The sequence below is a fragment of the Enterococcus sp. DIV1337a genome (assembly GCF_051712285.1).
Taxonomy (GTDB): Bacteria; Bacillota; Bacilli; order Lactobacillales; family Enterococcaceae; genus Enterococcus; species Enterococcus faecalis.
In genome coordinates, this window is the sequence record NZ_JBIOOP010000001.1 from 2,176,072 (window position 1) to 2,202,979 (window position 26,908).

The 26,908-nt window shown below is 37.3% G+C and carries 26 protein-coding genes; 5 read left to right on the forward strand and 21 right to left on the reverse strand.

The window, feature by feature from the left end:
* Positions 1–12 precede the first annotated feature (12 nt).
* The 17 genes from IGL49_RS10335 to efrA form a co-directional block, all read right to left on the reverse strand.
* Positions 13–1,302, reverse strand: a complete 1,290-nt coding sequence (locus IGL49_RS10335) for an MBL fold metallo-hydrolase (RefSeq protein ID WP_002359171.1) — start codon at positions 1,300–1,302, stop codon at positions 13–15.
* Positions 1,286–2,104, reverse strand: coding sequence for a carbohydrate ABC transporter permease (locus IGL49_RS10340; RefSeq protein WP_002355144.1), 819 nt, complete (start codon positions 2,102–2,104; stop codon positions 1,286–1,288). The genes IGL49_RS10335 and IGL49_RS10340 overlap by 17 nt, the downstream gene beginning before the upstream one ends.
* Positions 2,105–2,108: 4 nt before the next feature.
* Positions 2,109–2,984 (reverse strand): carbohydrate ABC transporter permease, encoded by an 876-nt coding sequence (locus tag IGL49_RS10345; RefSeq protein ID WP_104854182.1) that lies wholly within the window; start codon positions 2,982–2,984, stop codon positions 2,109–2,111.
* A complete protein-coding gene (locus tag IGL49_RS10350; RefSeq protein ID WP_164982988.1) occupies positions 2,984–4,054 on the reverse strand; it encodes an ABC transporter ATP-binding protein in 1,071 nt (356 codons plus the stop codon). Before IGL49_RS10350 ends, IGL49_RS10345 begins: the two co-directional genes overlap by 1 nt.
* Before the next feature lie 208 nt (positions 4,055–4,262).
* A complete protein-coding gene (locus IGL49_RS10355) occupies positions 4,263–5,201 on the reverse strand; it encodes a glycosyltransferase family 2 protein (RefSeq protein ID WP_104854181.1) in 939 nt (312 codons plus the stop codon).
* 202 nt (positions 5,202–5,403) lie between these two features.
* Positions 5,404–5,733: a HesB/YadR/YfhF family protein gene (locus IGL49_RS10360; protein WP_002355140.1), complete on the reverse strand. Its 330-nt coding sequence runs from the start codon at positions 5,731–5,733 to the stop codon at positions 5,404–5,406.
* 54 nt (positions 5,734–5,787) lie between these two features.
* Positions 5,788–6,453, reverse strand: coding sequence for a potassium channel family protein (locus IGL49_RS10365; protein ID WP_002355139.1), 666 nt, complete (start codon positions 6,451–6,453; stop codon positions 5,788–5,790).
* A 103-nt stretch (positions 6,454–6,556) separates the two neighbouring features.
* A complete protein-coding gene (locus tag IGL49_RS10370) occupies positions 6,557–7,189 on the reverse strand; it encodes a response regulator (protein WP_002355137.1) in 633 nt (210 codons plus the stop codon).
* A complete protein-coding gene (locus tag IGL49_RS10375) occupies positions 7,164–8,267 on the reverse strand; it encodes a sensor histidine kinase (RefSeq protein ID WP_104854180.1) in 1,104 nt (367 codons plus the stop codon). The genes IGL49_RS10370 and IGL49_RS10375 overlap by 26 nt, the downstream gene beginning before the upstream one ends.
* Entirely contained in the window at positions 8,264–8,995 is a 732-nt protein-coding gene (liaF, locus tag IGL49_RS10380; protein WP_104854179.1) for a cell wall-active antibiotics response protein LiaF, read from the reverse strand. Before liaF ends, IGL49_RS10375 begins: the two co-directional genes overlap by 4 nt.
* Positions 8,996–9,146: 151 nt before the next feature.
* Positions 9,147–9,626 (reverse strand): transcription elongation factor GreA, encoded by a 480-nt coding sequence (gene greA / locus IGL49_RS10385; protein ID WP_002355133.1) that lies wholly within the window; start codon positions 9,624–9,626, stop codon positions 9,147–9,149.
* Positions 9,627–9,886: 260 nt separating this feature from the next.
* Positions 9,887–11,272 (reverse strand): endolytic transglycosylase MltG, encoded by a 1,386-nt coding sequence (gene mltG, locus IGL49_RS10390; protein WP_002375722.1) that lies wholly within the window; start codon positions 11,270–11,272, stop codon positions 9,887–9,889.
* Between the two features lie 206 nt (positions 11,273–11,478).
* Positions 11,479–12,156, reverse strand: a complete 678-nt coding sequence (locus IGL49_RS10395; RefSeq protein ID WP_164982989.1) for an HAD family hydrolase — start codon at positions 12,154–12,156, stop codon at positions 11,479–11,481.
* Between the two features lie 74 nt (positions 12,157–12,230).
* Positions 12,231–13,382: a non-hydrolyzing UDP-N-acetylglucosamine 2-epimerase gene (gene wecB / locus IGL49_RS10400; protein WP_164982990.1), complete on the reverse strand. Its 1,152-nt coding sequence runs from the start codon at positions 13,380–13,382 to the stop codon at positions 12,231–12,233.
* 13 nt (positions 13,383–13,395) lie between these two features.
* Positions 13,396–13,887, reverse strand: coding sequence for a gamma carbonic anhydrase family protein (locus IGL49_RS10405; RefSeq protein WP_010717715.1), 492 nt, complete (start codon positions 13,885–13,887; stop codon positions 13,396–13,398).
* A 97-nt stretch (positions 13,888–13,984) separates the two neighbouring features.
* A complete protein-coding gene (gene efrB / locus IGL49_RS10410; protein WP_104854176.1) occupies positions 13,985–15,754 on the reverse strand; it encodes a multidrug efflux ABC transporter subunit EfrB in 1,770 nt (589 codons plus the stop codon).
* Positions 15,751–17,478: a multidrug efflux ABC transporter subunit EfrA gene (gene efrA, locus IGL49_RS10415; RefSeq protein WP_002414139.1), complete on the reverse strand. Its 1,728-nt coding sequence runs from the start codon at positions 17,476–17,478 to the stop codon at positions 15,751–15,753. The genes efrB and efrA overlap by 4 nt, the downstream gene beginning before the upstream one ends.
* 227 nt (positions 17,479–17,705) lie before the next feature.
* Here efrA and IGL49_RS10420 point away from each other — a divergent pair, with 227 nt between their 5' ends.
* The 3 genes from IGL49_RS10420 (at position 17,706) to rnjA (ending at position 20,296) form a co-directional block, all read left to right on the forward strand.
* Entirely contained in the window at positions 17,706–18,092 is a 387-nt protein-coding gene (locus IGL49_RS10420) for a YbaN family protein (protein ID WP_104854175.1), read from the forward strand.
* Between the two features lie 304 nt (positions 18,093–18,396).
* Positions 18,397–18,609, forward strand: coding sequence for a DNA-directed RNA polymerase subunit epsilon (locus tag IGL49_RS10425; protein WP_002355123.1), 213 nt, complete (start codon positions 18,397–18,399; stop codon positions 18,607–18,609).
* 1 nt (position 18,610) lies between these two features.
* Entirely contained in the window at positions 18,611–20,296 is a 1,686-nt protein-coding gene (gene rnjA, locus IGL49_RS10430; RefSeq protein ID WP_104854174.1) for a ribonuclease J1, read from the forward strand.
* A 104-nt stretch (positions 20,297–20,400) separates the two neighbouring features.
* Here rnjA and IGL49_RS10435 read toward each other — a convergent pair whose 3' ends face one another.
* The 4 genes from IGL49_RS10435 to IGL49_RS10450 all read right to left on the reverse strand — a co-directional run bounded on the left by IGL49_RS10435 (position 20,401) and on the right by IGL49_RS10450 (position 23,473).
* Complete coding sequence (locus tag IGL49_RS10435) at positions 20,401–20,601, reverse strand: cold-shock protein (protein WP_002355121.1); 201 nt, start codon at positions 20,599–20,601, stop codon at positions 20,401–20,403.
* Between the two features lie 153 nt (positions 20,602–20,754).
* Complete coding sequence (radC, locus tag IGL49_RS10440; protein WP_085406584.1) at positions 20,755–21,453, reverse strand: RadC family protein; 699 nt, start codon at positions 21,451–21,453, stop codon at positions 20,755–20,757.
* Between the two features lie 54 nt (positions 21,454–21,507).
* Positions 21,508–22,167: an HAD family hydrolase gene (locus tag IGL49_RS10445; protein ID WP_002385286.1), complete on the reverse strand. Its 660-nt coding sequence runs from the start codon at positions 22,165–22,167 to the stop codon at positions 21,508–21,510.
* Positions 22,151–23,473 carry a bifunctional folylpolyglutamate synthase/dihydrofolate synthase gene (locus tag IGL49_RS10450; protein WP_104854158.1) on the reverse strand — a complete coding sequence of 441 codons (1,323 nt, stop codon included), beginning with the start codon at positions 23,471–23,473 and terminating at the stop codon, positions 22,151–22,153. The genes IGL49_RS10445 and IGL49_RS10450 overlap by 17 nt, the downstream gene beginning before the upstream one ends.
* A gap of 248 nt (positions 23,474–23,721) precedes the next feature.
* Here IGL49_RS10450 and IGL49_RS10455 point away from each other — a divergent pair, with 248 nt between their 5' ends.
* The gene (locus tag IGL49_RS10455) at positions 23,722–26,286 is read left to right on the forward strand and encodes a YfhO family protein (protein ID WP_104854157.1); all 2,565 of its coding nucleotides are present in this window, start codon (positions 23,722–23,724) and stop codon (positions 26,284–26,286) included.
* Positions 26,279–26,878: a TVP38/TMEM64 family protein gene (locus IGL49_RS10460; protein ID WP_104854156.1), complete on the forward strand. Its 600-nt coding sequence runs from the start codon at positions 26,279–26,281 to the stop codon at positions 26,876–26,878. The genes IGL49_RS10455 and IGL49_RS10460 overlap by 8 nt, the downstream gene beginning before the upstream one ends.
* The last annotated feature ends 30 nt before the right edge of the window (positions 26,879–26,908 follow it).

The window sequence follows — 26,908 nt, forward strand, 5'->3', positions numbered from 1 at the left end:
CCTTAAAAAAATTTATAAAACAATTTGCTCGCCACGTTCTGGCAATATTCTTTCACCATACGGGTTTTCCAGTTTTTCTGGTTTTAACGTATGGATTGGAACCAATACTTGAGGTTCAATCAATGCAATAATTTTATCCAGATCTTCTGGAATTGCATGTCCTGAACAAGCTAAGCGGACAAAAGTAATGTCTTTTTTAGCCAACAAATCTAAAAACACGCGATACTGTGGATCAAAGTCCCCTAACGGTTGTGCATCACTGTGAATGTATAAACTACCTTCTTGGAGGTTGTCAAACTGGTTCACAACTTGCCACAAATAGTCTGTTTTGTCCTTTAGTAACGTGTCATACGGGATTTCTAACGCTGGATTCAATTCTGGTATTTTACCAGATTCAGCATAATAATAACGAACTTCTATTCCAAATACTTCAAGTAACAACGCAGCCATATTTGCTTCTAAAACGACTGTACGAGGTGACTTTTCAATAATCTTAGCAAAACGTTCCACGTTTGCTGGATAACCATTAAAGGTAATTTGTCGATTCGGGTTTTCTAGTTCTAAACGAACCAAGTGCTGAACAAGATCTTCTTCACTGACCACCGCTATTTGGGCTGGATCTGGTTCACGTTCTGGGAAGCTAATGCTTACGCCTTCCATCATTAATAATTCAGTATGTTTGGCTTTTTCACAAAAAGCCAAAGTCTCTTCACGATTATGGCCATGTAAACGTAAATCACCTGTGTATGTGATAAAATGGTCGGGCGTGCGAATCAGTAGTGCCGAAGCACCATACGCATCATGATCAACAGGTACGATTTCCACTGAAATTTCGCCAACTTTAATCACATCGTTCTTATTAAGACCAATCATTTCTCGGGTAAAATTCTTTTCTTCAAACGGTGATGGAATCAAAAAATCACCTTTGCGATTTAAACTATTTAGAATCATCTTCGTTTCTTTTAATGTGTACAAAGGAACAGCTGGGTCTAAATAATTAATCATGCGCGAATGATCTAAATGGGCATGAGATAAGAAAACAGCTGTGTGTTGATACTCTTTGTCTTCTGCACCATGATATTCATAACCTAAACGTGGATCATATAAGTCTTTTAATTCTGGCACTAAACGATTATTAATTAAGGTTTCAATGTGATCATCGGGCAAATCTAATTCTGGTCGAAATTCTGTACCAAAATCAAAGAAGATATGGGCATCTTTATACGCCACTTCAATCACGGTTCCTCCAATTGTTAAAATGCCACTGTGAAAAGTCACAGTTGTTTTAGCCTTTGATTCCATTTTTTGCAACTCCTCTGATAATTTCTTTTCTGAAAATCAAGTAAATAATTAAAATTGGAATAACGGTTAATGTTGCAGCAGCCATTTGTAAATGTACGTCACTACCGCTCTCTGTCGCAAAGGCCGATAGTCCATTATTCAATAGACGGTATTTTTTCTCGTTCGTCACCAACAATGGCCACAAGAAAGAATTCCAACTAGAAATAAATGTTAAAATCCCTACTGTTACTAACGCTGGTTTTGACATCGGTACTAAAATACGCCAAATATATTCTAAATCACTAGCGCCATCAATCTTGGCAGCCTTATAAAAAGTATCAGGAATGCCTTTTAAATAACCGTTTAAATAGTAAATATAAAAAATACTCGTTAAAAATGGAATAATTAAGGCGCTGTAAGTATTTAACAAACCTAATTGCGCAATTGTTTGATAATTGGTAAAAATAATAGATTCATACGGAACCATTAATAACGAAATCATCAAAGCAATGACCACATTTTTAAAACGGAACTTCAAACTCGTTAACGCGAATGAAGCTAAAACGGCGGTGACTACCGTAGCAATCGTTGTAACGCCTGAAACAAAGACTGTGTTCAAGAAATACCGAAGAAATGGTGCTTTTTGAAAGACCTCTGTGTAGTTTTGCCATTGTGGTTGTTTTGGAAACATGGTTGGCGGCATGCTGGTCGCTTCAGAGTAACTCATTAAACCAGCTAAAATCATATAGACAAATGGAAATAACGTAATAACGGCTAAAATGCCTAAGAAAACAAATGCGATAATCGTTAAAACTTTTTTCATTGGTTTATTGCCCCACTTTCTTTAAGAGTTTATTTTGTAAGAAAGTGACCACTAAAATAATCACAAATAAAATCACTGTGGCTGCCATCGCAATTCCGGGACGTCCTGCAATGTGGAATTTGTCATAAATATAGTACACTGCGGTTGTGGCACTATTGGCAATCCCCGCACGGCCACCGAATAAAGCATAAACTTGTGTATAAACTTTAAAGGCGCCAATTAAATTGACGGTTAATAAAAAGGCAATGGTCGGGACTAGCTGTGGAAACGTAATACGTCGAAAAATTTCGCCGTTTGAGGCGCCAAACATTTTCGCTATTTTAAAATGTTCTTCATCAATATTTCTCAACCCAGCCAACAAAATAATAATATTAAATGCTAAACTCGTCCAAACCCCAAAAATAATCAATGTCGGCATACTCATTTGAACATTATCTAGCCAGTTGACAGAAGGAATGCCGAAAAATCCTAAGACGTAATTGACAATTCCATAATCGCCATTAAAGAAGTAACGGAAGACAATCCCAATGGCAATCGTACTCGTTACATAAGGCATAAAGAAAATCGTTTCAAAGAAACTCTTATGTTTAACTTTTTCAAAGATAATCCAAGCAATTGCTAGGGAAATTATCAAGGCAATCGGTACCACTGCAAATGCATAGAGCGCTGTATTTTTTAACGCTTTATAAAAGATTGGATCATTCAATACACGTTGATAATTTTCTAAACCAGCGTAACGTTGGTTAATTAAGGAACCTTTTTGGAAGCTCATCCACAAAGAACGAAACAGCGGATAAACGCTAAACAGTAAAATAATTCCTAATGATGGCAGAAGGAAGAGCCATGCTTTTGGTTGATTTTCTGGATTGTATTTTTTCATTAGTAAACCCGGTCTCCCGCTTCGTTAAAGATAAATACTTTTTTATATGAAAAATCAAAAGATAAAGTGTCTCCTTCTTCAATCGCTTCTTCTACACTTACAATTGATTTCACTTGTTCATTTCCTAATGTAAATCGTAAAATACGTTCTCGACCAATCAATTCGACTAAATCTGCAGTTGTGGTAAAGAGACCTGTTTCAGTTGGCACCACATCTTCTGGACGAGAAGCAAACGTATATTTCCCATCAGTCATTGGCATTTTAAAGCGTGCTTGCTCAAAACGCTCAAGCGGAATTTCAAAACTTTCGTGGTACATTTTGCCGTCTTTCACTTCAACAGACAATAAATTAATAATTGGGTTACCTATGAACTGAGCAACAAATAAGTTATTTGGTTCTAAGTAAAGGTTTTGAGGTTCATCATTTTGTTGAATAACCCCTTCGTTTAATAAAATAATTTTATCACTAATTGATAGCGCTTCCTCTTGATCATGCGTTACAAAGATGGTTGTAATGCCAACTTCTTTCACCAAGCGACGGATTTCTTCACGAATTTTCAAACGCAAACGTGCATCCAAGTTACTTAAAGGCTCATCTAATAATAAAACATCTGGTTTTTGAACTAACGCCCGGGTAATCGCAACACGCTGTTGTTGACCACCAGAAAGTGTGCCTGGCTTTTTATGACTTAACTCTTCAATATTCGTCAGTTTCATATATTCTTCGGCAATAGCTTGTGCCTCTGCCTTAGGAATTTTCTTACTCCCTACCGTCAAAGGAAACATCACATTTTCTAGAACAGTCATATGTGGATATAAGGCATAGTTTTGAAAAACAAACCCAATGTTCCGATCTTTTGGTGCTGTTTTGACAACCGATTGCTGTCGAAACTGAATATCTCCATCACTTGGATGTAACAAACCTGCAATTAAGTTTAAAATCGTGGATTTACCACACCCACTTGGTCCTAACAAACAAACCAAGTCCCCCTGCTCAATCGTAAAATTGACCGATTTTAACGCTTCAAACCCATTATCGAATACTTTTTTCAAGTCGATAACTTCTATCATGACCCAACCTCCAAAAAAACATTTAATAGCATACTTTTTGATTTTAACATTTATTTCTTACAACCGCGAGAGCAAACCTGTTTCATTAAGATAAAAATAGGTAAAGTTAATGTATTTTTTATGTAAAAAATGTTGTTTTTCTGAAAAGCTTGTTCATATTTTTTTAACATATAACAAAAAAGCAGAGAAAAATTCTCTGCTTTTTTGTTTATTTTTTAGAATCTTTTTCTGATTCCTTTACAATATAAATTGGTCGTTTTTTCGTTTCTAAGAAAATTTTGCCGATATATTTACCAATAATTCCTAAACATAATAGTTGCAAACCACCTACAAAAAGTACAATACAAACCATTGAAGGCCAGCCACTTGTTGGATCACCATTGACTAATGTTCGAAAGATAATCACTAACATTGCTAGTGCAGAACCAATACATGAAAAGGCACCAACGTATGAAGCAATATTCAATGGTGTTTCTGAAAAATTGACAATCCCATCAATTGAATAACTTAATAGACTCCAGAAAGACCAAGAGGTTTCTCCAGCAATTCGTTCTCGATTTTTAAATTCAATATATTCTGTTTTAAAGCCGACCCAACTAAAAATTCCTTTTGAAAAACGATTATACTCAGATAACTCTAAAATCGCGTCGACCATTTGGCGGGTCATGACACGAAAGTCACGGGCACCATCCACCATTTCCGTCTCAGCAATTCGATTAATGAGTTTATAGAACATCCGTGCAAAAAAGCTACGAATGGGCGGTTCGCCGTCTCTTGTTATGCGGCGTGTTCCAACACAATCTAAATCTGTACTGGTTTCAATCATCTCAATCATTTGAGGTAATAACTCAGGCGGATCTTGTAAATCAACGTCCATGACTGTCACTAGATCACCGGTTGCTTCTTTTAAGCCAGCATATAAGCCCGCTTCTTTCCCAAAATTGCGTGAAAAAGAAAGATAACGTACCTTCTCTGGATGCTCGTGATAAAGCTGTCTTAAAACGGCTAATGTCTTATCTTTTGAGCCATCATTCACAAATATATATTCTACTGAATGAGGCAGTTGCTGGCTAATTTTTTCTACTTCTTCAAAAAACAGCGGAATCGCTGCTTCCTCATTATAACAAGGGACAACAATTGATAACATTTTATTTCCTCCACACTTCAGTTAATTATCATTATACCATATAATAGCCTTATTAAATAACGATATCCAACTAAAAATAACTTAAATAGAAAGAACCTGAGAAAAATCTAAAACGATTTTTTCTCAGGTTGACTAGCGGTTAAATGAAAGCAACAGAAATAGTCCTACGCACTACTTCAGCCTCTTCTGTTTAGCACTAAAATTATTTTGTTAAATCTTCTTGGTTTGCTTCAAATTGATAACGCGGTTCATCATTCTTTTCATCATAATCAACAATCAAATCATACCCCTTAAAGAACCAATCATCTGTTTCTTCAATAAAATAGGTAATCCCATCTAGGTTCTCTTTAATCATTGGCTCATCTGGCGCTTCTACAGACATCGCAATGGAAAAACCGTCATGAACAGGTGTTTTTCCGTAAATTTTTCCGAAAAAACGAATGCCTGTCTCAGGCTGAACCCCGGTTTCTTCTTTAAACCATTGTTGGGCTTTCGGTGTCACTTCTAATTTCATTCTTTGTTCCTCCTTCACATCTCTGTCGCCATTTATTGTAGCACAGCGCAGTGCTTTTAGAGAATAAAGTGCTTAGCCATTCATTTTTTCATCTAATAAATCAACATCTGCGGTATCACCGATAACTAATAAATTGTCGTTTTCTCGAACAATTTCAGAAGCATCTGGCGAAGCAATTACTTCTGTTTTCGAGCGGCGAATCGCTACCACAGTTAAACCAAATCGTTGACGGAAATTTAATTCTGCTAAGGTTTTATTGTAAAATTTAGGATTGGTGACCCGAACCTCAGCTAATGAAAATTCGCTAGATAATTCAATATAATCTAAAATATTGCGTGAAACAAGTTTGTGAGCAATTCGAATACCCATATCCCGCTCTGGGTGAACGACCATGTCTGCCCCAATTTTATCTAAGACACGGGCATGATATTCATTGACTGCTTTGGCTAAGACATTGGGAACCCCCATCTCTTTAACCATTAGTGTCACTAAAATACTCGCTTGAATATCTTCACCAATCGCCACCACTACGTGATCAAAATTCCGAATCCCTAAAGAACGCAACGTCATTTCATCTTGGGCGTTAGCCACCACTGCATGCGTTGCAATATTCATATATTCATTGACACGGTCTTCACTGCTGTCAATGGCCAAAACTTCTTGACCAGCTTCCACCAAAGTTTGGCATATGCTGCCGCCAAAACGTCCTAAACCAATAATTGCAAAATTTTGTTTCATTTCTTCTGACCGCTCCTGTCTGTTCGTTAAAATTAGTATAACAAATCCATAAATAAATTCCTAGAAGGATTTCCTAGAATTTATTTATGGATTTATCTGATATTTATTTGGCTAAACCGTGTTGAAATGCATAAATCGCCGCTTGGGTCCGATCATCCACATCTAGTTTTGCTAAAATGTTTGAAACATGTGTTTTAACTGTTTTCAAAGTGATAAAGAGTTCATCAGCAATTTCCTGATTACTTTTACCTTGTGCAATCAGCATTAAAATTTCGTGTTCTCGGTTTGTCAAATCTTCGTGTAGCACCGGCTCTTGTTTTTTTGTTAACCGTTCCATCATCTTATGCGTCACTTCAGGTTCCAACACACGCTCTCCGCGATAAGTCGCCCGAATCGCATCAGCAATCTCATGTGCTGTTGATGTTTTTAATAGGTAGCCCGCTGCACCAGCTTCAATTGCCGGATACACTTTTTCATCATCAATAAAACTCGTCACAATAATAATCTTGGCTTCTGGCCAATCTTTCAAAATCGCTTTTGTTGAATCAATGCCGTCCATTTCTTCCATTACCAAGTCCATCAAAATAACATCTGGACGTAGTTCCAATGCTTTTTCATAGCCAATCTTACCGTTTTCTGCTTCGCCTACGACTTCTATATCCTCTTGAATAGATAAATATGATGAAACGCCTAAACGGACCATTTCATGGTCATCCACTAACATTACTTTGATCACTTGCAGTTTCCTCCTTTATGACAGGAACTTTAATTTCAACGCTGGTTCCCTGCCCTTTAAAACTAATAATTTTAACTGTACCGCCCATGCCGACAACACGTTCTCGAATATTATTTAAGCCATAACTACCGGCCTTATTACTTTGTTCCTTCATATCAAAGCCGACACCATCATCAACAATGCGCAATAAAACATTTTTATCGACTTGGTGTAAGTATACCTCTAATTCTTTTGCTTTGGCATGTCTTAAGGTATTTGAAAGTAATTCCTGAACAATTCGGAAAAGATGATCCTCAATGCTGCTATTTAAATGAACATCTTCAACATCCCAAATCAATTCAATTTTAATTTTTGTTTGTAGTTCTTTCAATAATTGTTCAATGCCTTTACGCAAACTTTTCCCTTCTAGACTAATAGGACGCAAGTGTAATAGTAACGCGCGCATTTCCGATTGGGAGGCATTAATGATTTCTGCCACCATGGCTAGTTGTTTACGATATGGTTCAGGGGTTTCTGTTCGTTGTGCTTGTTCATTTAAGGCAGACAACATCATCATGGCTGCAAAAAGTTGTTGACTGACTGAATCATGCAACTCCCGTGCCAAACGATGCCGCTCGTTCTCTAAAATTTCTTCTTTTGTTTGCCCATCCATTAATTGCGGTCGACTGTTTAATAATTGCAATTCTTTAGACATCTCTAATAATTTGTTTTTAATCGACCAAATATCTTGTTCGACTTCGATTAGATAATGGTCTTGATTTTCACTAGTCATTGGTTTGTTTAAGACTGGACTTTCATAATTGCCATTGGCTAATAACCGAAGTTTTTCTTCAATCCGTCCATATTGGCCTTTTTGGACCAACGAAATCAGTAAAAAGGTCAATAAGCCTATTAGTAAGGATATAAGAACAATATGCACAATTAGTGGCAGATAAAAGACTTTTCTCTGAAGAAGTTCTAAGAGCCACCGGTTTTGTTTAATTGAATGAAAATATGAAAACAAGGTAATTAAAATAACAATAAAGGTGCTAAGGGACGCATATAATGAAATCATGCGTCTTGAAATCCGATCGGTCATACACGGATCACCTCAACATCTCCTACTAAAGTGTTCGTCATAATTTTCAAACGACGAAGATTGGTATCATAATCATTGCTGTAAATTTTTAATGATTCGTTTTTCAATTGATATTTTTCTTCTTCAAAACGCACTGTTCCGTAAAACGTTGAATGTTCTAACAAAATAGCTACACCTAACGGCACTAGAATTCGCGTGCGGCCAAAACCTTTACGAATAATAATAATATTATCTTCTTTCGGAAGTAGCGTATTGCCTAAATCAATAATAGTATCCCCAGAGATTAAATCAATATTGATGTCGTCCCATTCATAGATATTGTTGCCAATACGTTCGTTGGCAAACCAACGGCGTTTAAATCGTTTGCCATTTTTCGGTTCTTTGGCCGCCGTTTCCACCATAATCATTTGTTTTTTACGCCAAGGTGCTCGCTCAGCTATATCCACGCCTGAAATCTCAAAGCCTTTTAAGCCGATAAAGAGTACGCCAAAAATCAACATAAACCAAACAGCCGTGCTGTTCATTGCGCCAATGACAATAAAAACAATGCCAAGGACGAATTGAAAGTTGTTAAAATGTGTTTTAGATGCTTTCCTGGAAACATAGGCAACAAGTAAAACGCCAATTGTTAATAAAACAGCTAATCCAGGATTATGTACAATTTGCCATAACGCTAGAATAAAAAGTAATGCTTCTGCGACGATAAAAAAGCGCCAAGGGTTATTCATAGATTTGCCTCCTCCCTTATGTCATTTATTTTACTCGTTTATTTTATTTAATCATAGTGGTTTGCGCCTCAGGTTACCATAGGACTTTAGCCCTAAATGTCATAGATTGCGAAAGGACAGGCCTTAGAAGCTGCCTGCCCTACTCAATTATTTAGTTTGCTTCAACTTTGGTAATTTTAACTGTCATGTCGCCACCAGGTGTCGCAATAATTACTTGGTCGCCTAATTGTTTACCAATTAAGGCTTGCGCAATCGGTGAATCGTTAGAAATTTTACCAGAAAACGGATCGGCTTCGGCACTTCCTACGATTGTGTATTCCTCTTCTTCTCCATCAGGTAATTCTTGGAAAGTAACTGTTTTACCGATGGAAACTTCGTCTTGGTCAACGCCATCATTATCGATGATTTCTGCAAAACGAATCATATTTTCTAACGTTGTAATCCGTCCTTCAACGAAAGCTTGTTCATCTTTAGCTGATTCATACTCTGAGTTCTCTGAAAGATCCCCAAAGCTACGAGCGATTTTAATACGCTCTACGATTTCTTTACGTTTAATTGTTTTTAATTCTTCTAGCTCTTGTTCTAATTTTTCTTTTCCTTCAAGAGTCATTGGATATACTTTTTCTACCATGTTAATTCTCCTTTTTCGCTTAACGATACGTAGTTCTTGGTTGGTTATTGAAAAAAATTCCGCTTTCAATCCACAAAAGAGTACCACGCTTTTTCTAAATTGTAAATATAATTATTGAAATTTTGTGATTTTGCTAAATTTTATTTATATAAATTTCTAGTTGCTACTCTTTCACTCTGTTAAACAGATTGCTTTTTGAGTATCTAAAAGCTTGGTGAATCATGCAAAATTGATTCACCAAGCTCTTTTATGTTTTAATTTTATTCACTACTTGAATTATTGACATACTGATCTACTAACACTTGATGTTCTTCATATGTTTTTGAGAAGTATACTTTTCCTGTAGAAATATCTGCTACAAAGTATAAATAGTCACTTGGTGTCGGATTCAAGACTGCTTTAATTGACTCCTCACTTGGGCTATCTAACGGTCCTGGTCCATAACCAGTATTTTTATACAAGTTATAAGACGAGTCCACTTCCAAATCAGCATACGTCACAGTTTCTTTGTGTTCTCCTAGAGCATACAAAATAGAAATATCTGATTGGATTGGCATATCAGCAGCTAAGCGGTTAAAGAATACTTGCGCAATTTGTTTGCGGTCCGCTTCTTTGACTCCTTCTTTTTCAACCAGTGAAGCTAACGTTAAGACCTGCTGATTGGTTAAATTCTTTGCGTGAATTGTCGGCGTATATTGTTCCATTACCGTGTTCATTTTAGCAATCATCTGTTCGACAAATTCAGGAAGTGTTGCTTTTTTGTAGTAATCATAAGTTGCTGGGAACAAATAGCCTTCTAAGCGATAACGAACACCTTCTGCGGTTGCAGCACTTTCAAGTAAATCAGGATACTTAGCCTTCATTTGATTGAAGAAGTCTTCGTTTTTCATTAATGCAATGAAATCTGCTTTCTTGAAATCCGTATTTTTTTCAATGGCTTCGCCAATTTTATCTATATCGTAGCCTTCAGGAATCGTTACTTTGCCATCTGCGATTTTAGTTGGTTCTGGCGTGCCTCCTTCTTTTAGCATTTCACCAATTTCATCGAGTGTCATGCTTGGAGACATTTGATAATAGCCCGCTTGAAAATCTGTTAAGTTTTTAAATTTTACGTAGTAGTTAAAAACCATGCCGCTTTTAATAACGTTGCTTTCTTCTAAAACTGCAGCAATTTGCTTATTAGAAGATCCTTCTGGAATATGCACTTGAACAAGCTTCTTATTGTTCTTGTCTAGTGGTTGTAACCCAGCATCTACATATTTATAAAAAGTAAACCCAAAGATTGCCATCATTAAAACCAATACAGAAACTACAATTAACACAATACGACCGACTAAACGATCTTCTTTTTTACGTGTTTGTTTTTTTGTATTTGTTGGCTTTTCGTCTGTTTCAATCGGGGTTGGTTCTTCGACTGTCTGCGTTGTCTTGTCTTTCCCACGTCTTCGAGCAGCTCTAGAACCTGCACGTGTTTGTGTTGTGCGGCTCGCTGTTTCTTGTGATTCATCAGATGAAGGTTGGGGAGACCTATCATTTTTTTCAGAGGAATCAGGTTGATCGCCATCATTTCTGCCTTTTAAAGACCCAGTTACTTGATCTCTAAGCGAAGATTTGGGATCTTGGTTATTTTGGTTATCATTAGCCAAAACTAACCCTCCTTACTATTCTATCGTTTATGACTGAAACTATTATACATGAAACCTCTTTAAAATTAAATGTTTTTAATAAAAAGACCGTCATTCCCCGATAAAAAATTCATCATTGACAACGTTTAAAGCCTATGATGGCGCTTTTCTATTGAAACGATAATAAATCTTAAAATCCTTCTAAATTTTCGAAAATCCATTTTCTATTAAGGATTTTGCAGCAAAATAACGCCTAAGTCTTTAGGCGATTGCGCTAGGAATCTCGCTCCTGCCTCTTGTAATTCTGTCTCTTCGCCAAATCCATACAAAACACCTATACTATCTAAGCCATTTTGTCGGGCACCAAGAATGTCATGGTTGCGATCACCAACCATGATAATCGCTTCTTTGGTTGGGTCTAATTGAGCTTCCGTTAATGCATACTGAATCACATCTGCTTTTTTAGAGCGTTGACCGTCCATGCTCGCTCCATAGATGCCTGTGAAATAACGATCTAAATCAAAATGAGTAATAATCTTTTTAGCAAACTCTTCTGGCTTGGAAGTCGCAACGTATAACTTTGCTCCCGCTTCCTTTAACCTCGTTAACACTTCAGGAATCCCTGGATACACATGATTTTCAAACATGCCTTTTTTCTGATAATACTCTCGATAATAATCCACGGCTTGTTGCGCTGCTTCAGCTGAAGGCGCCACGTGCAAAAACGACTCGTATAAAGGCGGCCCTATGAAAGAACGTAACGTCTCCTCGCTAGGAGCTGGCCAGCCTAATTGTTCTGTTGCGTACAAAATAGAACGCATAATGCCGCTACCAGAATCCGTAATTGTGCCATCCAAATCAAATAAAATCGTTTGATACATCTTCACTTCACTACTTTCTAGCATTTTTTTCTAATTGATTCTTCAAAAATAAGATACGCAAAAGAAGCACATTTTTCAGCGCTTCTCTGCCTTTTTATTTATTTTGCTGTAAACGTATCTGGTTTTTTATCTGATTGCTGCATTTCATAAGCAATGGCTTCGACAATTCGGCGGCTAGCTTGACCATCCCCATATGGATTTTGTGCATGCGCCATCGCGTGGTAAGCATCAGAATCAGTCAACAATGTTTTAGCCTCTTGATACACTACTTGTTCGTCTGTACCGACCAATTTCAACGTTCCAGCCGCTACGCCTTCTGGACGTTCCGTGGTGTCTCGTAAAACTAAAACTGGCACACCTAAGGAAGGAGCTTCTTCTTGCACACCCCCAGAATCAGTTAAAATTAACGCACTTTTCGCTGCAAAATTTTGAAAATCTTTGACGTCCAATGGTTCAATTAAATGCACACGAGCTAATTCACCTAAATGTTCCGCTACTATTTCACGGACTTTGGGATTTTTGTGCATGGGGAAAATGACTTCAATTTCTGGATGTTCCATAACAAGTCGGCGAACAGCTTTAAATACATTTGCCATAGGCATGCCTAAATTTTCACGACGATGCATTGTAATTAGCACGATGCGTTGGGCTGTAGGGATTTTTTCCAATAAATCATTTTGATAGTGGGCCTCAACAGTGTACGCCATCGCATCAATCGCTGTATTGCCAGTCACATAAATATGTTCTTCCGGATGATTTTCTTTGATTAAATTGTCCTTACTTTGAGTGGTTGGGGCAAAATAAATATCAGTTAACACGTCTACCAGTTGACGATTCATTTCTTCTGGAAACGGAGAATATTTTTGCCAGGTCCGCAATCCCGCTTCCACATGTCCCACTGGAATCTGTTGATAAAAAGCAGCCAACGCAGCTGCAAATGATGTGGTTGTATCACCATGAACCAAGACAATATCCGGCTTTTCTGTCACAAGAACCTCAGTCAATAAATTCAAAACACGACTTGTAATATCTGTTAAGGTTTGCCCATCTTTCATGATATTTAAATCATGATTCGGTGTAATTTGAAAATCTTCTAACACTTGATCCAACATTTGGCGATGTTGCGCTGTTACGACTACTACAGAGTCAAATCCTTCACTTTGCTCTTCTAAAACTTTGATTAAGGGAGCCATTTTGATCGCTTCTGGCCGTGTTCCAAAAACCGTCATTACTTTAATTTTCTTCATCATTTTCCTCCTAAATTTATGTTAGTTTCGGATATTTTTGTTGGCGAAATTCTTCTGCTCGTTGAATATAATGTAAGGCGTTCGTATGATTACTGGCTATTTCTGCTGCCGTTAACGGACGGATAACCTTCGCGGGTCGACCAAATGCTAAAACATTTGGTGGGATAATTTTGCCTTCTGTCACTAAAGAGCCCGCACCGATCAGGCTGTTTTCTCCAATAATAGCATTATTTAGAATCGTTGAACCCATGCCAATCAAAGCCCCATCACCGATTTTACAACCGTGTAATATGCATTGATGGCCCACCGTTACATACTTTCCTACAATTGTCGGGGCATCTTCATCAACATGAATAATCGTACCATCTTGAATATTACTACCTTCACCAATGGTAATTGTGTTACTGTCACCTCTTAAAACCGACTGAAACCAAATATTACTATCCTTTGCTAGTTGTACGTTTCCATAGACATCTGCACTAGCAGCAATAAAATATTCTTTTTTCAAACTCTGTCACCTCTTTTCATTAAGTATAGACAAGAATTCCTCACTTTCATAGTAAAAAAGACAAGAAAAACGACTGTCTTTTCAGACAGCCGTTTTTTTATTCCTCATAGTCGCCTTCTTCAGCAAATTGACTATTGTATAGTTTTTCATAGAAGCCACCTTGTTCCAGCAACTCATGATGCGTACCTTTTTCAATGATTTCTCCTTGTTTCATAACAAGAATTAAATCAGCTTCACGAATAGTTGATAGGCGGTGGGCAATAACGAAACTCGTTCGTCCTTCCATAACACGATCCATTGCTTTTTGTATTAAGGCTTCCAAGCGTGTATCGACTGAACTAGTCGCCTCATCTAAAATCAAAATTTTCGGATCAGAAATTACCGCTCGGGCAATGGTCAACAATTGTTTTTGACCAAGGGAAACGTTATCTCCCTCAGAATTGATTTCCATTTCGTACCCGTCTGGCATTGTCCGAATGAAGTGATCCACATTGGCCGTTTTCGCTGCATCCACAACTTCATAATCCGTGGCATCTAACTTCCCAAAACGAATGTTATCTGCAATGGTACCTTTATACAACCAAGCATCTTGCAATACCATTCCAAATACAGATCGGACATCACTACGGTTCATTTTTTTCGTGTCAATACCATCAATTTTAATGGCGCCTTCTGTTACATCATAAAAACGCATCAGCAAATTGATTAAGGTTGTTTTCCCAGCGCCAGTTGGTCCCACAATCGCAACCATTTGGCCCGCATCAACTTTAAAGTTCAAATTACGAATTAACGGTTTTTCTGGGTCATAACTAAAGCTGACATTTTCAAATTCAACAGAGCCTAAAATAGGTTCTGGTAAAGGAACATCTTGTTCGTTAAGTTCTTCTTCTGGTTCATCTAGGATTTCAAAAATCCGCATGGTCGAAGCTGAAGCGCTTTGTAAAGCTGCAGACAACTGCGTAATATTCCCCATTGGTTGGCTAATTTGCCAAATATATTGAATAAACGCTTGTAATTGCCCCACTACGATCACACCAGCAACCACATAGTAACTACCAAGGACAGCTACACCGATATAGGTCCCATAAGCGGTCATTTGAACCAATGGCAACATTAATCCTGAGATAAAGGAGGCTTTGAAACCAAAACCATTTAAACGATGATTGACTTGTTTAAAGCCTTCAAGGGTTTCTTTTTCCCGACCATATAGTTTTAAGACACTGAACCCAGTCATATTTTCTTGGACATAACCATTTAATTCTCCTAAAGAATTTTGCATTCCTTGGAAATATTTCTGGGAGATTTTAACAATTGTTCTGGAAATAATCAGAGACAACGGAATCATAATCACTGAAAAAATCGCCATCAGCGGATTGATTAAAAACATCATCACTACCGCCATCACAATCCCTAAGACTGCTGAAACAATATTGATAAAACTTTGTTGCATCGCATTGCTGACAGCATCCACATCGTTCGTCACCCGTGACAAAATATTTCCTTGTTGGTTCTTATCAAAATAAGAAACTGGTAAACGGTTGATTTTTTCTTCAATATCGCGACGTAAATCGCGCATGGATTGTTGAACGACATTCGTCATTAAAAAGCCTGACAAAAATTGTGCCACACAATAACCTGTGCCCACAACTAAAATCCAAATTAAACATTGGATTACATAATCAAAATTGATGGATTCGCCGGCCGCAATATTACGGCTAATTTCTGTCGTTGGTAATCCAGTCAAATAAGGCAACGCTGCATTAAAGGCAACGGTTAATATTGTAAATAAAATAACTAAATAAAACGTCACCCGGTACGGTTTAATATAGCGACCGATTCGTTTCATAGAAGAAAAGGCGTGTTTCATGCTAATTCCTCCTCTGACAATTGAGAAGCCGCAATATCATAGTAAATTGGACAAGTCTCAAGTAATTCACGATGTGTGCCAATTCCGACCACGTCGCCTTCGTTTAAAACAACAATGCGGTCCGCATGCATAATTGTTCCAACACGTTGTGCCACAATTAAAACAGTAGATTCTGTTGTTTCTTTTTTCAGACGCGCTCGTAAATTTGCATCTGTTTGATAATCCAACGCAGAAAAACTATCATCAAATATATAAATTTCTGGATTGCGAATAATCGCCCGTGCGATAGCTAAACGTTGTTTTTGACCACCAGAAAAGTTCGTGCCACCTTCTGAAAGAGGCTCATCATAGCCTTGCGGTTTTTGCGACACAAATTCTGTTGCTTGAGCAATGTCAATTGCTCGTTCCATTTCTTCTAACGTCGCATCTTCCTTACCGTAGCGAAGATTGTCAGCAATTGTACCAGTAAAAAGTAACGCTTTTTGGGGAATATAGCCAATCTTATTGCGTAATGCGCTAAGTTTGTACTCTTTTACGTTGACTCCATCAATTAAAATTTCACCTTCTGATACATCATAAAACCGCGGAATCAATTGAATTAATGTTGATTTCCCACTACCTGTGCTCCCGATAAAAGCCACTGTTTCACCAGGCGATGCCTTAAAACTTACATTGCGGATAACTGGGCTTTCCGCATGTCCAGGATAGGCAAATGTTACATTTTTAAACTCTAGATAGCCTTTAGTAGCTGTTTCTGTTACGCCTTCTTCTTCACGAATAGCTGGTTCCATATCTAAGGCTTCTTGAATCCGTGAAGCCGAAACTGCAGCCCGAGGATACATCATAAAGACACTGGCAAATAACATAAACGAGAACAGCGCATGGAAAATATATTCAATAAAAGCAATTAAATTCCCAACTTCTAAATCCCCATGGCTGATTTGAACAGTCCCGCTCCAAATGATTAAGACCATCACAATATTAAATAAGAAAAAGAAACCTGGTTGGGCTGCTGCCATTAAACGAAACAGACTTTTTGAACTTTTAGTGTAAGTTTCATTGACTTTATTAAAACGAGATTCTTCAAATTTTTCATTAACAAATGCGCGTATTACCCGCAATCCAGAAAGATTTTCTCTTAAAATCCCATTGATGCCATCTAGGTTCTTTTGTTGCTTTTTAGATAACGGTTCTGACAAACGAGCAATTCCGACAACGGCTAGCAGTAGAAAAGGCAAGGCACCTAAAACGTACATTCCTAACGACGGACTCGTCCGCATCACCATGTAAAGACTGGCAATAAACATAACTGGCGTCATAAAGCCAAGACGTAAAATATTTCCCATGAAGAGCATAATTTGGTATGCATCATTGGTAGTTCGCGTAATTAAGGAAGAAACCCCAATACTTTCATATTCACTATGTGAGAAAGTTTGAATCTTTTCAAATAAATCATCACGAATATCACGAACAATGTTTGTTGTAATTCTGGCACCAAAGTACCCCAGCAAAATATTCATTGCGACACCAATAATCGTAATTACAACCATCCAAATCCCTTGCTGATAAATATAGTCCATATCTCTAGGAATAATTCCTTTGTCAATCATTCGTGCTAAAATGGTCGGCAAGCCTAATTCAATTAAAATAAAACCAAACACACAAATAAAATCAGCAAAAAGTAATTTCTTATAACGCATTGTGTAACGCCACATTAACTTCAATTAATCATCTCCTTCTTATCTTACTTTAAATTTTCTAGTACCCCCACTGTATCAAAAAGAAATCGGTAATACAAGCTGTCTAGCTAGAAAAACAGCCTTTCTCTTTCTATCCTTTCTCTTTTAGATTTTCTAAAAAACAGATAATTTTAATGATTTACTTATACGATTAAAATTGCTACTTCCTTTTGATTGTGCCATAATTGGGAAAAACTGAAAGGACCCTTTGAATGAAAAAATTATTCTTCATTTTTCTCGGTTCCTGTACGTTTGCTTTAGGCACGTTAGGAATCTTTTTGCCGCTTTTACCCACCACTGGTTTTTATTTATTAACGGCCTTTTTTTGGATGCGTAGTTCAGATAAACTTTATAACAAATTTTTAGCTTCTTCTTATTATCAAAAATATATCCAAGAAGCCTTCTTTGAGAAAAAAATTACTCGTAAAGGCAAATGGAAACTATTTATTTCCATGTTTCTTTTATTTGCCATTCCTTGTTTAATTGTCCGAAATACGTTGATGACTACGACTTTAGCGATTGTTTATTTAGCCCACGTGATTGGCTTAAGTTGGTATTGGCGTCCTAAAAAAAAGACACTCGAACTTGATCAAGAATAAGGCGAAACAAGAAGTTTGTTTTTTTTAAAAGTCCAGTGAGTGTTTCTATACTTCCTTATCATTCTATGATAAAATAAGCTTAATTGTTGTTATTCACAACACACGGGACGGTTGAAAAAGAACACATAAAATCAAATACCCAGAATGAAGCAAAGTCGAGGCTTCATTTCATCATTAACAGATGTTTTTGATGAGCATTCTTTTTTAGGTGATCAGCACCTCGTTTTGTTGTGTTTAATTTTCTGTCTTAAAATGAAAAAAACTATAAATTGCTACTATTAGTAGCTGAAGGAGAAATGAATCGATGATTTACAAAGTATACTATCAAGAAACAAAAATCAGAAACCCAAAAAGAGAAGACACAAAATCTCTTTACATGGAAGCCGATAGCGATGTAATCGTGCGCCAATTAGTTGAAGAAAATACCCCATACAATATTGAATACGTTCAATTATTAGACGAAAAACATCTTGCTTACGAGCAAGAACATGCGGACTTCACTCTAACGGAGTTTTAACATGAAAGTAAACATAAAAAATAACGAAACTGGCGTTTTTGCAATCGGTGGTTTAGGCGAAATTGGAAAAAACACATATGGGGTACAATTCCAAGATGAAATTATCATTATTGATGCTGGGATCAAATTCCCAGAAGATGATTTACTTGGGATTGACTACGTGATTCCAGATTATAGCTACATCGTTCAAAATTTGCATAAAGTCAAAGCACTCGTTATTACCCACGGTCATGAAGACCATATTGGTGGCGTTCCTTATCTTTTGCGTCAAGCGAATATCCCAATCTATGCGGGACCACTAGCCTTGGCTTTAATTACCAACAAACTGGATGAACATGGTTTATTGCGAGAAGCGGAATTACACGAAATTAATGAAGACACGGTGATTCGTTTTAGAAAAACAGCGATTAGCTTTTTCCGGACGACTCACAGTATTCCGGATGCCTTGGGCGTTGTGGTTAAAACGCCTTCTGGTAACGTTGTTGCAACAGGCGACTTTAAGTTTGACTTTACACCCGTTGGCGAGCCAGCCAACTTGCACAGAATGGCGAAATTAGGTGAAGAAGGCGTCCTTTGTCTTCTTTCGGATAGTACCAATGCTGAAATACCGACCTTTACAAAATCCGAAAAAACAATTGGTACCTCTATTTTAAAAATCTTTGAAAAAATTGATGGTCGGATTATCTTTGCCAGTTTTGCTTCAAACATTTTCCGTTTACAACAAGCTGCTGATGCAGCCGTGAAAACAGGTCGTAAAATTGCTGTTTTTGGTCGTAGCATGGAAAATGCCATTGTCAATGGCGAACGCTTAGGCTACATCAAAGTGCCAAAGGGAACGTTTGTCGATGCGTCGGAACTGAATCAATTGCCAGCAAATGAAACAATGATTTTATGTACTGGCTCGCAAGGAGAACCTATGGCCGCGCTTAGTCGGATTGCTAATGGTACACATCGCCAAATTAGTATTCAACCAGGCGATACGGTTGTTTTCTCAAGCTCACCAATTCCTGGAAATACGACAAGTGTTAACCGTTTAATTAACTTATTATCTGAAGCTGGTGCGGAAGTTATCCATGGAAAAATCAATAATATCCATACTTCTGGTCACGGTGGACAAGAAGAGCAAAAATTAATGCTTCGCTTGATGAAGCCTAAATATTTCATGCCTGTTCATGGTGAATTCAGAATGTTAAAAATCCATGCTTCGCTCGCTCAAGATACAGGGGTTCCTGAAGAAAATTGCTTTATCATGGGCAACGGCGATGTCTTAGCTTTAACGGCTGATAGCGCACGTCCTGCTGGTCACTTCAACGCTAACGACGTGTACGTTGATGGAAATGGTGTCGGTGATATCGGAAATGTCGTTTTACGGGATCGTCGCATCTTATCTGAAGAAGGTTTAGTTCTGGCGGTAGCAACGGTTGATATTAAAAATAAAGAAATTATGGCTGGTCCAGACATTCTTTCACGTGGTTTTGTCTACATGCGTGAGTCTGGTGATATGATTCATGAAGGCCAACGTCTTTTATTCAATGCTCTACGTGAAGCAATGAAAGATAAAAACTGTACAGAAGCAAAATTAGGCGAAGCCATGACGACCGCTTTACAGCCTTTCTTGTTTGAACAAACAGAACGTCATCCAATGATTCTGCCAATGATTATGACTGCCACAGTTAGTGATCAATAAAGCTCTTTTAATAGAGAAGAAAAATGTTTGTCCATTTTTCTTCTCTATTTTTTTATAACAAAAAAACACCTAACATGCGTTAGGTGTTTTTGGATTATTTTTTATTAGTTTTTTTCTACGTTAACTGCTTGAGGGCCACGGTCTGAATCTTCAACATCAAAAGTCACTGCTTGACCTTCTTCTAAAGTTTTGAAACCATCACCTTGGATAGCTGAGAAGTGTACGAATACGTCGCTTCCGTCTTCGCGTGAGATAAACCCAAAACCTTTTTCTGCGTTAAACCATTTTACTGTTCCTTGTTCCATTCTTTTGTTCCTCCTCGTGCATTTGCACATAAATAGTCGTAACTTTGCTCGCTTCCAATAGAATATTTAAAAAAATTTAAAAAGTCTACATAATTCCAAACAAGATTACCCTTTCATTTTACACGTGATAAAATATTTTTGCAAGAATTGTCCTCATTCTGAAGCAAAAAAATTCTCTTCTCTCAAACTAATGTATCCGCTATCACCAACAATAATATGATCCAACAATTGAATCCCCATCATTTCGCCACATTCTTCCATTCGTTTGGTAAATTGAATATCTTGTGGTGACGGTGTCGGATTGCCAGATGGATGATTATGAGCTAACAGTATGCGAGCAGAAGAATATTTAACCGCTTCCCGAAAAATTTCGCGTGGATGAGCGATACTTTGATTCAGTGATCCTTTAAAAATCGTTTTCTGTTGGATAATGTCATTCTTGGTATTCAAGTAAATACAAATTAAATGTTCTTGTTGCAGCCCCTTCATCTCTTGGAGTAATCGTTGAGCGACTTGTTGACTGGACGTAACTTTGCCAAATTTGATTTGACTACTTTGATAAATTCGACACCCCAATTCAATGGCCGCACGTAATTCAATGGCTTTCACTTGGCCAATGCCTTTAATAGCCATTAACTCGTTCAACGTGGCTTGCTGGAAATAAGAAAGTTGCTTAAACTGTTTTAATAGCGTTGCGGCAACAGTCATCACGTCTGCTTCTTTTGAGCCAGTTCGTAACAGAATCGCCAACAACTCTTGATTCGATAATGCTTTTTCTCCTATCGCTAAGAGCCGTTCTCGTGGTAAACAATCACTCGGCATCTCGCGAATAAATAGATCCGATACTTGCATAAAAAACCTCCTTTGCTAGTCATTAATAAACTACGCAAAGGAGTGTTGTTTTTATTATTTTAAATAATGTGGCGCTTGATGTAAACTCTCCAAGACATGTAATGTTTTCTCTTGGATAACTTCAGTTGGTTGCAATAAATCAGGTACCATGATCACTGGAATGCCCGCACTATGAGCCGCACTTACCCCATGAAATGAGTCTTCGAAAATCAAGGTTTTCGGGGCTTCTGTTCCTAAAAGTTGACGAGCTTTTTGAAAAATTTCTGGGTCCGGTTTTGCTCGTTTAACATCCTCTGCTGAAACAATTCCTACAAAACGATCCTGAATCCCAGCATGGCTTAATAACATTTCAATTGCTGGACGGACGTTACTTGAAGCAACTAATCGAGGAATTTTTTGATCATCTAAAAAGTCGAGAAATTCCACCACCCCTGGTTTTAAAGGTACATTACCAGATCGAAACTCTTGCAGGGTATCATCATAAGAACGGCGGATAAATTCTTCCACTGTGTCGTGACCATAGGATGCATAAATACGTCGGTAATTCTCTTGTACTTCTTCATCGGAAATCCCAACATAGTCTAAATAGACTTCTTTACTATATGGTAACCCCATTGCATCTGCTACTTTTTGAGTAGATGTATAGTAAATCAACTCCGTATCAAAAAGCAACCCATCCATATCAAAAATTACGCCATCAAATTTCTTCATCATTTCCTCCTATAGTTAAAAGTAATTCTCTTACTTGAGAAACAAAATATAATGAACCTGTTACTAATAATAAATCATCTGCCGACATTTTTTCTAAAATTTCGCCTAAGCCAAATTGCCATAAAGACACAATTTCTGTTAAATCGTCTTCATATTTTTCCATTTCTGTGAGTGCAATAGCTTTAGGATAATCGAAGCTAGTTAAGTAAAGATGCGCATTCGGTACTTGCTTTAAGTCCTGAATCATCTCAGCCACATCTTTAGTTGCTAAAGCTGAAAATAAAATATGAATCGTGTGTTGTGGAAATTCTTTGCGCAAGTTTTCAACTAAGCGTTTTACTGCATGATCATTGTGCGCACCATCTAAAACAATCAACGGTTCATCACTAAGACGTTCCATTCGAGCTGGCCATTGCGCTTTAGCTAACCCTTGAGTAATGTCTCGTTCTTTAAATGGCAAATGTTGTAGTTGGCAATACTTGTCAAATAATTGAATAGCTACCGCCGCGTTTTCTACTTGGTGACGCCCCAACAAGGGAACTTTAATTTTTGTCAGTTTGCCCATTTCTCCATAGAAATTAAATACTTCCCCCCATTGTGTGTCGGGATGTAGGTATTCCACTTGATACTCTTTGCCAAAACGAAAAATTGGACTCTGTTTTTCTTGTGCGACTTTTTCAATGACTGCTAGCGCATCAGCACAAATATTGCCCGTTACTACTGGGACTTTTTCTTTAATAATACCCGCTTTTTGATAGGCAATTTCAGCAATTGTTTCACCTAAAATTTCTGTGTGATCCTTCCCAATTGTCGTAATTCCCGTCAATAAAGGCTGCACGACATTGGTGCTATCAAGTAATCCACCTAAGCCAACTTCAACAACTGCGATATCCACTTGTTCATTCACGAAATAGTCCAAGGCCATTCCTGTCAATGTTTCGAATTCTGTAATTCCAGCCACTTCAGTGATCTGGTCTAATTCTTTAATGATTGGTTGGTATTTTTCCACATAGGTAATCAATTGTTCGTCTGAAATCGGTTGACCATTTATCGCAATTCTTTCATTAAATGATTCAATATAAGGAGAGGTAAAGGTTCCGACTTTCAAGCCCATTTCTTCTAATAAACAGCGTAAATATGTCACGGTTGAGCCTTTACCATTGGTCCCTGCGATATGAATCGTTGGTACTTTGTTTTCTGGATGATCAATTTTTTCTAATAACGCATTGATCCGATCCAAACCAGGTCTTGAGCCAAAGGGTAACCGGCTATGAATCCATTCAATGGCTTCTTCTATTGTTAATTGCATCTTGTCCAACTCCTTGTCTTCTTCTACATTATAACCAAGTTAGGTGACTTTTTCACTCATAACCAATTGAAACTTTTTATTGAAAAATTTTTGCATTTTTCATGATTTTGCATTATTAGCGGATACATTAATGAACTTATGGTAAACTAACATTCTGGATGGTTCATTCTAGCCAGCCAATTAAAAACTATTTTTAGAGCGTTCAACACGCTTATTCATGATTTTTTTATAAAGGTGGACTTATTTTGATGAAAAACAAATCGAAGCTTTTATGGTTAGGAAGTTTTTTCTTGCCGTTTTTACTTCTGTTGCTTGTATGGATGACATTACAACTTGCGCCTTTTGGTGACAACAACTTATTAGTTAGTGATTTAGGCACACAATACATGCCTTTCTTGAGTTTTTTAAAACGCTCTTTTCATGAGGGAATAACTACATTCTACTCTTTTTCAAATGAGATTGGTGAATCGATTGTTCCTTTGGCAGCCTATTACTTACTAAGCCCTTTTAATGTGTTGGCTTTCTTTTTTCCTTATGAACAATTACCTGTAGCAATTTTATGGATTATTACCTTAAAACTTTCCTTGATGGGTACTACGATGTTTAGTTATTTAAAATACACCTATCAAAAAGTTGATGTCACCACGTTACTTTTTTCAACGTCCTATAGTTTCTGCGGATTTGTCACCGTCTATAGCCAAAATTTTATGTGGTTAGATGCACTGATTCTATTCCCGCTTATCTTATTGGGACTTCAACGTTTATGGGATCAACGAAAATGGGGCTTATATAGTATAACCCTGTTCTTAGCCATTGTGACGAATTACTACATGGGTTACATGATTTGTCTCTTTGCTGTTTTGTACAGTATCTATTGGTTCTTTAAAAAAAATACCCAAGCCCATGCTATTCGGCAATTTTTTAAACAAAGTCCGTTATTCATCCTCGTTTCTTTTTTAACTGGCACCGCAACTAGCTTTTTATTATTACCTGCAGCAGAAGGGATGCTCTATACAAAAAAAGCAGATTTTGATGTCTCGACCTTCTTTTTAACGCCTAAGTTCAACACTTCGTTCTTCTCGCAATTAGGCTTAGGTTCTATTAATTATGAGTTGCGTTTAGACCATTTACCAACCGTTTTTGCTGGATTATTCGTGACACTCCTTTGTGTTGCCTATTTTCAAACGAAACAAATTGCGTTAAAAGAAAGAATGGCTTCAGCGATTCTTTTATTCATTCTCTTTTTAAGCTTTTGGTTAGAAGCCTTTAACACTGTCTGGCACATGTTTCAAAGCCCAGCTGGTTTCCCTTACCGAAATGTCTTCATCTTTAGCTTTTTATTGATTGTCTTTGCCTATGAAGCTTGGCTTAAAAGGGTGACCATTCCTTGGTCTGCACCTATTATTTTTAGTCTGCTGTTAGTCATTGGCTACGGATCTTTGTATTATGGACCACAAAAGAACCTCTTAATTTCAATCAATTATTTATGGCTAAGTTTACTTTTTATTTGGTTGATTTTCTTTTGCTTGCGTTTAGCACACAAAAAGGCCTTAAGAAACTATGTAGTCGTGGCTTTATTCTTACTGGTCAGCACAGAATTAACAACGAATTTCTGGATTTCTTTTAAACACATGCCCTTTGGTAGCCAAGCAACATTTGCCCAAGATTATCGAAAACACAGTCAATTAATCGATGAAAAAACGGCTGCAGCACCAGAACTTTATCGCATGAAACAAGTCATTCCTTCCAAAGAAACAGGGTTCCGTGAAATCAATAACGGCTACAACAATCCTTTACTTTATGGTTATGCTGGCGTTTCTAGCTATACTTCGACTTTAACTGCCACTACCCAAGACACATTAAGTGCGCTAGGTTTATATCGTAAAAATGATCGTCGGATTGCCTATGTCGATAATTCACAACTAACTAATTTACTTTTAAATGTGAAATACGACTTTTTACCAATTGAAAAACCCACAAGTGAAAAATTGCTAAAAACAGTTGGTTCCACGAAAATCATGGAGAATGATGAAGCGATCGGTATGGGCTTTTTGGCGCCAACCGCATTAACCAAGTTAAAATTAGCAAAAAATAATCCTTTAGCTGCCCAAGAAGAACTCCTGCAAACGCTCGTGCCGATTGATAAACCTTATTTTAAAACAGCATCGTTGATAAATGAACCTCACCATACCAATGAAACAATTGAAGCAACCTTTAAAGTGAATAGCACTGGCGACCTGCATCTTTATATTCCGAATTTAAAATGGAAAAAGGTCACACAATTGAAGGTAGACCAACAAGTTATCTCGACGCCGATTTATATTGCAACCAATCAACTGTTCAATTTAGGGCATTTCGAAAAAGGAACTACCGTGACCCTGTCACTAACTGCTGAACAAGTGGTTGATTTAACCAATTGGCAGCTCCAAACTTTAGACCAAACAGCCTTTAATCGTGCGGTTGACAAATTACGCCAACAAGCTCTTCACGTGAACGTAAATAAAAAAGGCCATTTAAATGGTGCACTAAATGTAACTGGAAATGATACTCAGTTACTGTATACGTCCATTCCTTATGACCAAGATTGGCAAGTCAAGTCATCTCTACAAAAAGAACCATTAAAAACACAACGGATTCTAGGTGGCTTTTTAGCTGTTGAAGTTCCAGCTGGCAAACAGCAGTTAACCTTTACCTATCAGCCAAGAATGATTTATCTCGGCACTGCCGTCAGCGGAACGATTTTACTGGGAACGGCTGGTTATCTTGGCTTAAAAAAATACCGTCGAAAACGTCAGGAGGCCACTCATGACTAATCAGAAAAAATTTTTAAATGGACTCATTCGGTGGTTACCCTTGGTTGGACTTGTGATTTTCTTCGGCTTAATTTTATGGGGATATTCCAGAGGAATTTTTCATTCTGTTGCTTCCTTGCAAGCTTTTATTAAACAGTTTGGTAATTATGCAGTTCTTTGTTTCATTCTTTTACAAATCATCCAAGTGATTATTCCTATTCTACCTGGAGGAATCTCTTCTGTTGCGGGAATGTTGATGTTTGGCAACTTGCAAGGACTTTTGTATAGCTATCTTGGATTGATCATTGGTGAATTTATTGGCTTTTTACTGGTTCGTTACTATGGACGTAGCTTTGTAAAAATAATCCTTTCACCCAATAAATACAAAAAATTTGAAGAGATTTTAGACAAAAATGAACACAATGTCAAAAAGCTCTTAATCTTTACTATGTTAGTCCCCTTCGCTCCAGATGATATTGTTTGTTTAGTAGCGGGAATTACAGATATTTCTTTAAAGGAATTCATGAAAATTGTTCTTTTATTGAAATTCTGGTCTGTGGCTACTTATAGCTATTTAATGTTGTATTTGTTTCAATTATTTGGCAAATTATAACAAAAAGACAACAAAACCAACGTTTGGTTT

Coding starts and splice junctions, on each gene's coding strand:
- IGL49_RS10335 (WP_002359171.1), bottom strand. CDS start 1,302: ATGGAATCAAAGGCTAAAACAACTGTGACTTTTCACAGTGGCATTTTA.
- IGL49_RS10340 (WP_002355144.1), bottom strand. CDS start 2,104: ATGAAAAAAGTTTTAACGATTATCGCATTTGTTTTCTTAGGCATTTTA.
- IGL49_RS10345 (WP_104854182.1), bottom strand. CDS start 2,984: ATGAAAAAATACAATCCAGAAAATCAACCAAAAGCATGGCTCTTCCTT.
- IGL49_RS10350 (WP_164982988.1), bottom strand. CDS start 4,054: ATGATAGAAGTTATCGACTTGAAAAAAGTATTCGATAATGGGTTTGAA.
- IGL49_RS10355 (WP_104854181.1), bottom strand. CDS start 5,201: ATGTTATCAATTGTTGTCCCTTGTTATAATGAGGAAGCAGCGATTCCG.
- IGL49_RS10365 (WP_002355139.1), bottom strand. CDS start 6,453: ATGAAACAAAATTTTGCAATTATTGGTTTAGGACGTTTTGGCGGCAGC.
- IGL49_RS10375 (WP_104854180.1), bottom strand. CDS start 8,267: ATGACCGATCGGATTTCAAGACGCATGATTTCATTATATGCGTCCCTT.
- liaF (WP_104854179.1), bottom strand. CDS start 8,995: ATGAATAACCCTTGGCGCTTTTTTATCGTCGCAGAAGCATTACTTTTT.
- greA (WP_002355133.1), bottom strand. CDS start 9,626: ATGGTAGAAAAAGTATATCCAATGACTCTTGAAGGAAAAGAAAAATTA.
- IGL49_RS10395 (WP_164982989.1), bottom strand. CDS start 12,156: ATGCTAGAAAGTAGTGAAGTGAAGATGTATCAAACGATTTTATTTGAT.
- wecB (WP_164982990.1), bottom strand. CDS start 13,382: ATGATGAAGAAAATTAAAGTAATGACGGTTTTTGGAACACGGCCAGAA.
- efrB (WP_104854176.1), bottom strand. CDS start 15,754: ATGAAACACGCCTTTTCTTCTATGAAACGAATCGGTCGCTATATTAAA.
- IGL49_RS10420 (WP_104854175.1), top strand. CDS start 17,706: ATGAAAAAATTATTCTTCATTTTTCTCGGTTCCTGTACGTTTGCTTTA.
- IGL49_RS10425 (WP_002355123.1), top strand. CDS start 18,397: ATGATTTACAAAGTATACTATCAAGAAACAAAAATCAGAAACCCAAAA.
- rnjA (WP_104854174.1), top strand. CDS start 18,611: ATGAAAGTAAACATAAAAAATAACGAAACTGGCGTTTTTGCAATCGGT.
- IGL49_RS10435 (WP_002355121.1), bottom strand. CDS start 20,601: ATGGAACAAGGAACAGTAAAATGGTTTAACGCAGAAAAAGGTTTTGGG.
- radC (WP_085406584.1), bottom strand. CDS start 21,453: ATGCAAGTATCGGATCTATTTATTCGCGAGATGCCGAGTGATTGTTTA.
- IGL49_RS10445 (WP_002385286.1), bottom strand. CDS start 22,167: ATGATGAAGAAATTTGATGGCGTAATTTTTGATATGGATGGGTTGCTT.
- IGL49_RS10450 (WP_104854158.1), bottom strand. CDS start 23,473: ATGCAATTAACAATAGAAGAAGCCATTGAATGGATTCATAGCCGGTTA.
- IGL49_RS10455 (WP_104854157.1), top strand. CDS start 23,722: ATGAAAAACAAATCGAAGCTTTTATGGTTAGGAAGTTTTTTCTTGCCG.
- IGL49_RS10460 (WP_104854156.1), top strand. CDS start 26,279: ATGACTAATCAGAAAAAATTTTTAAATGGACTCATTCGGTGGTTACCC.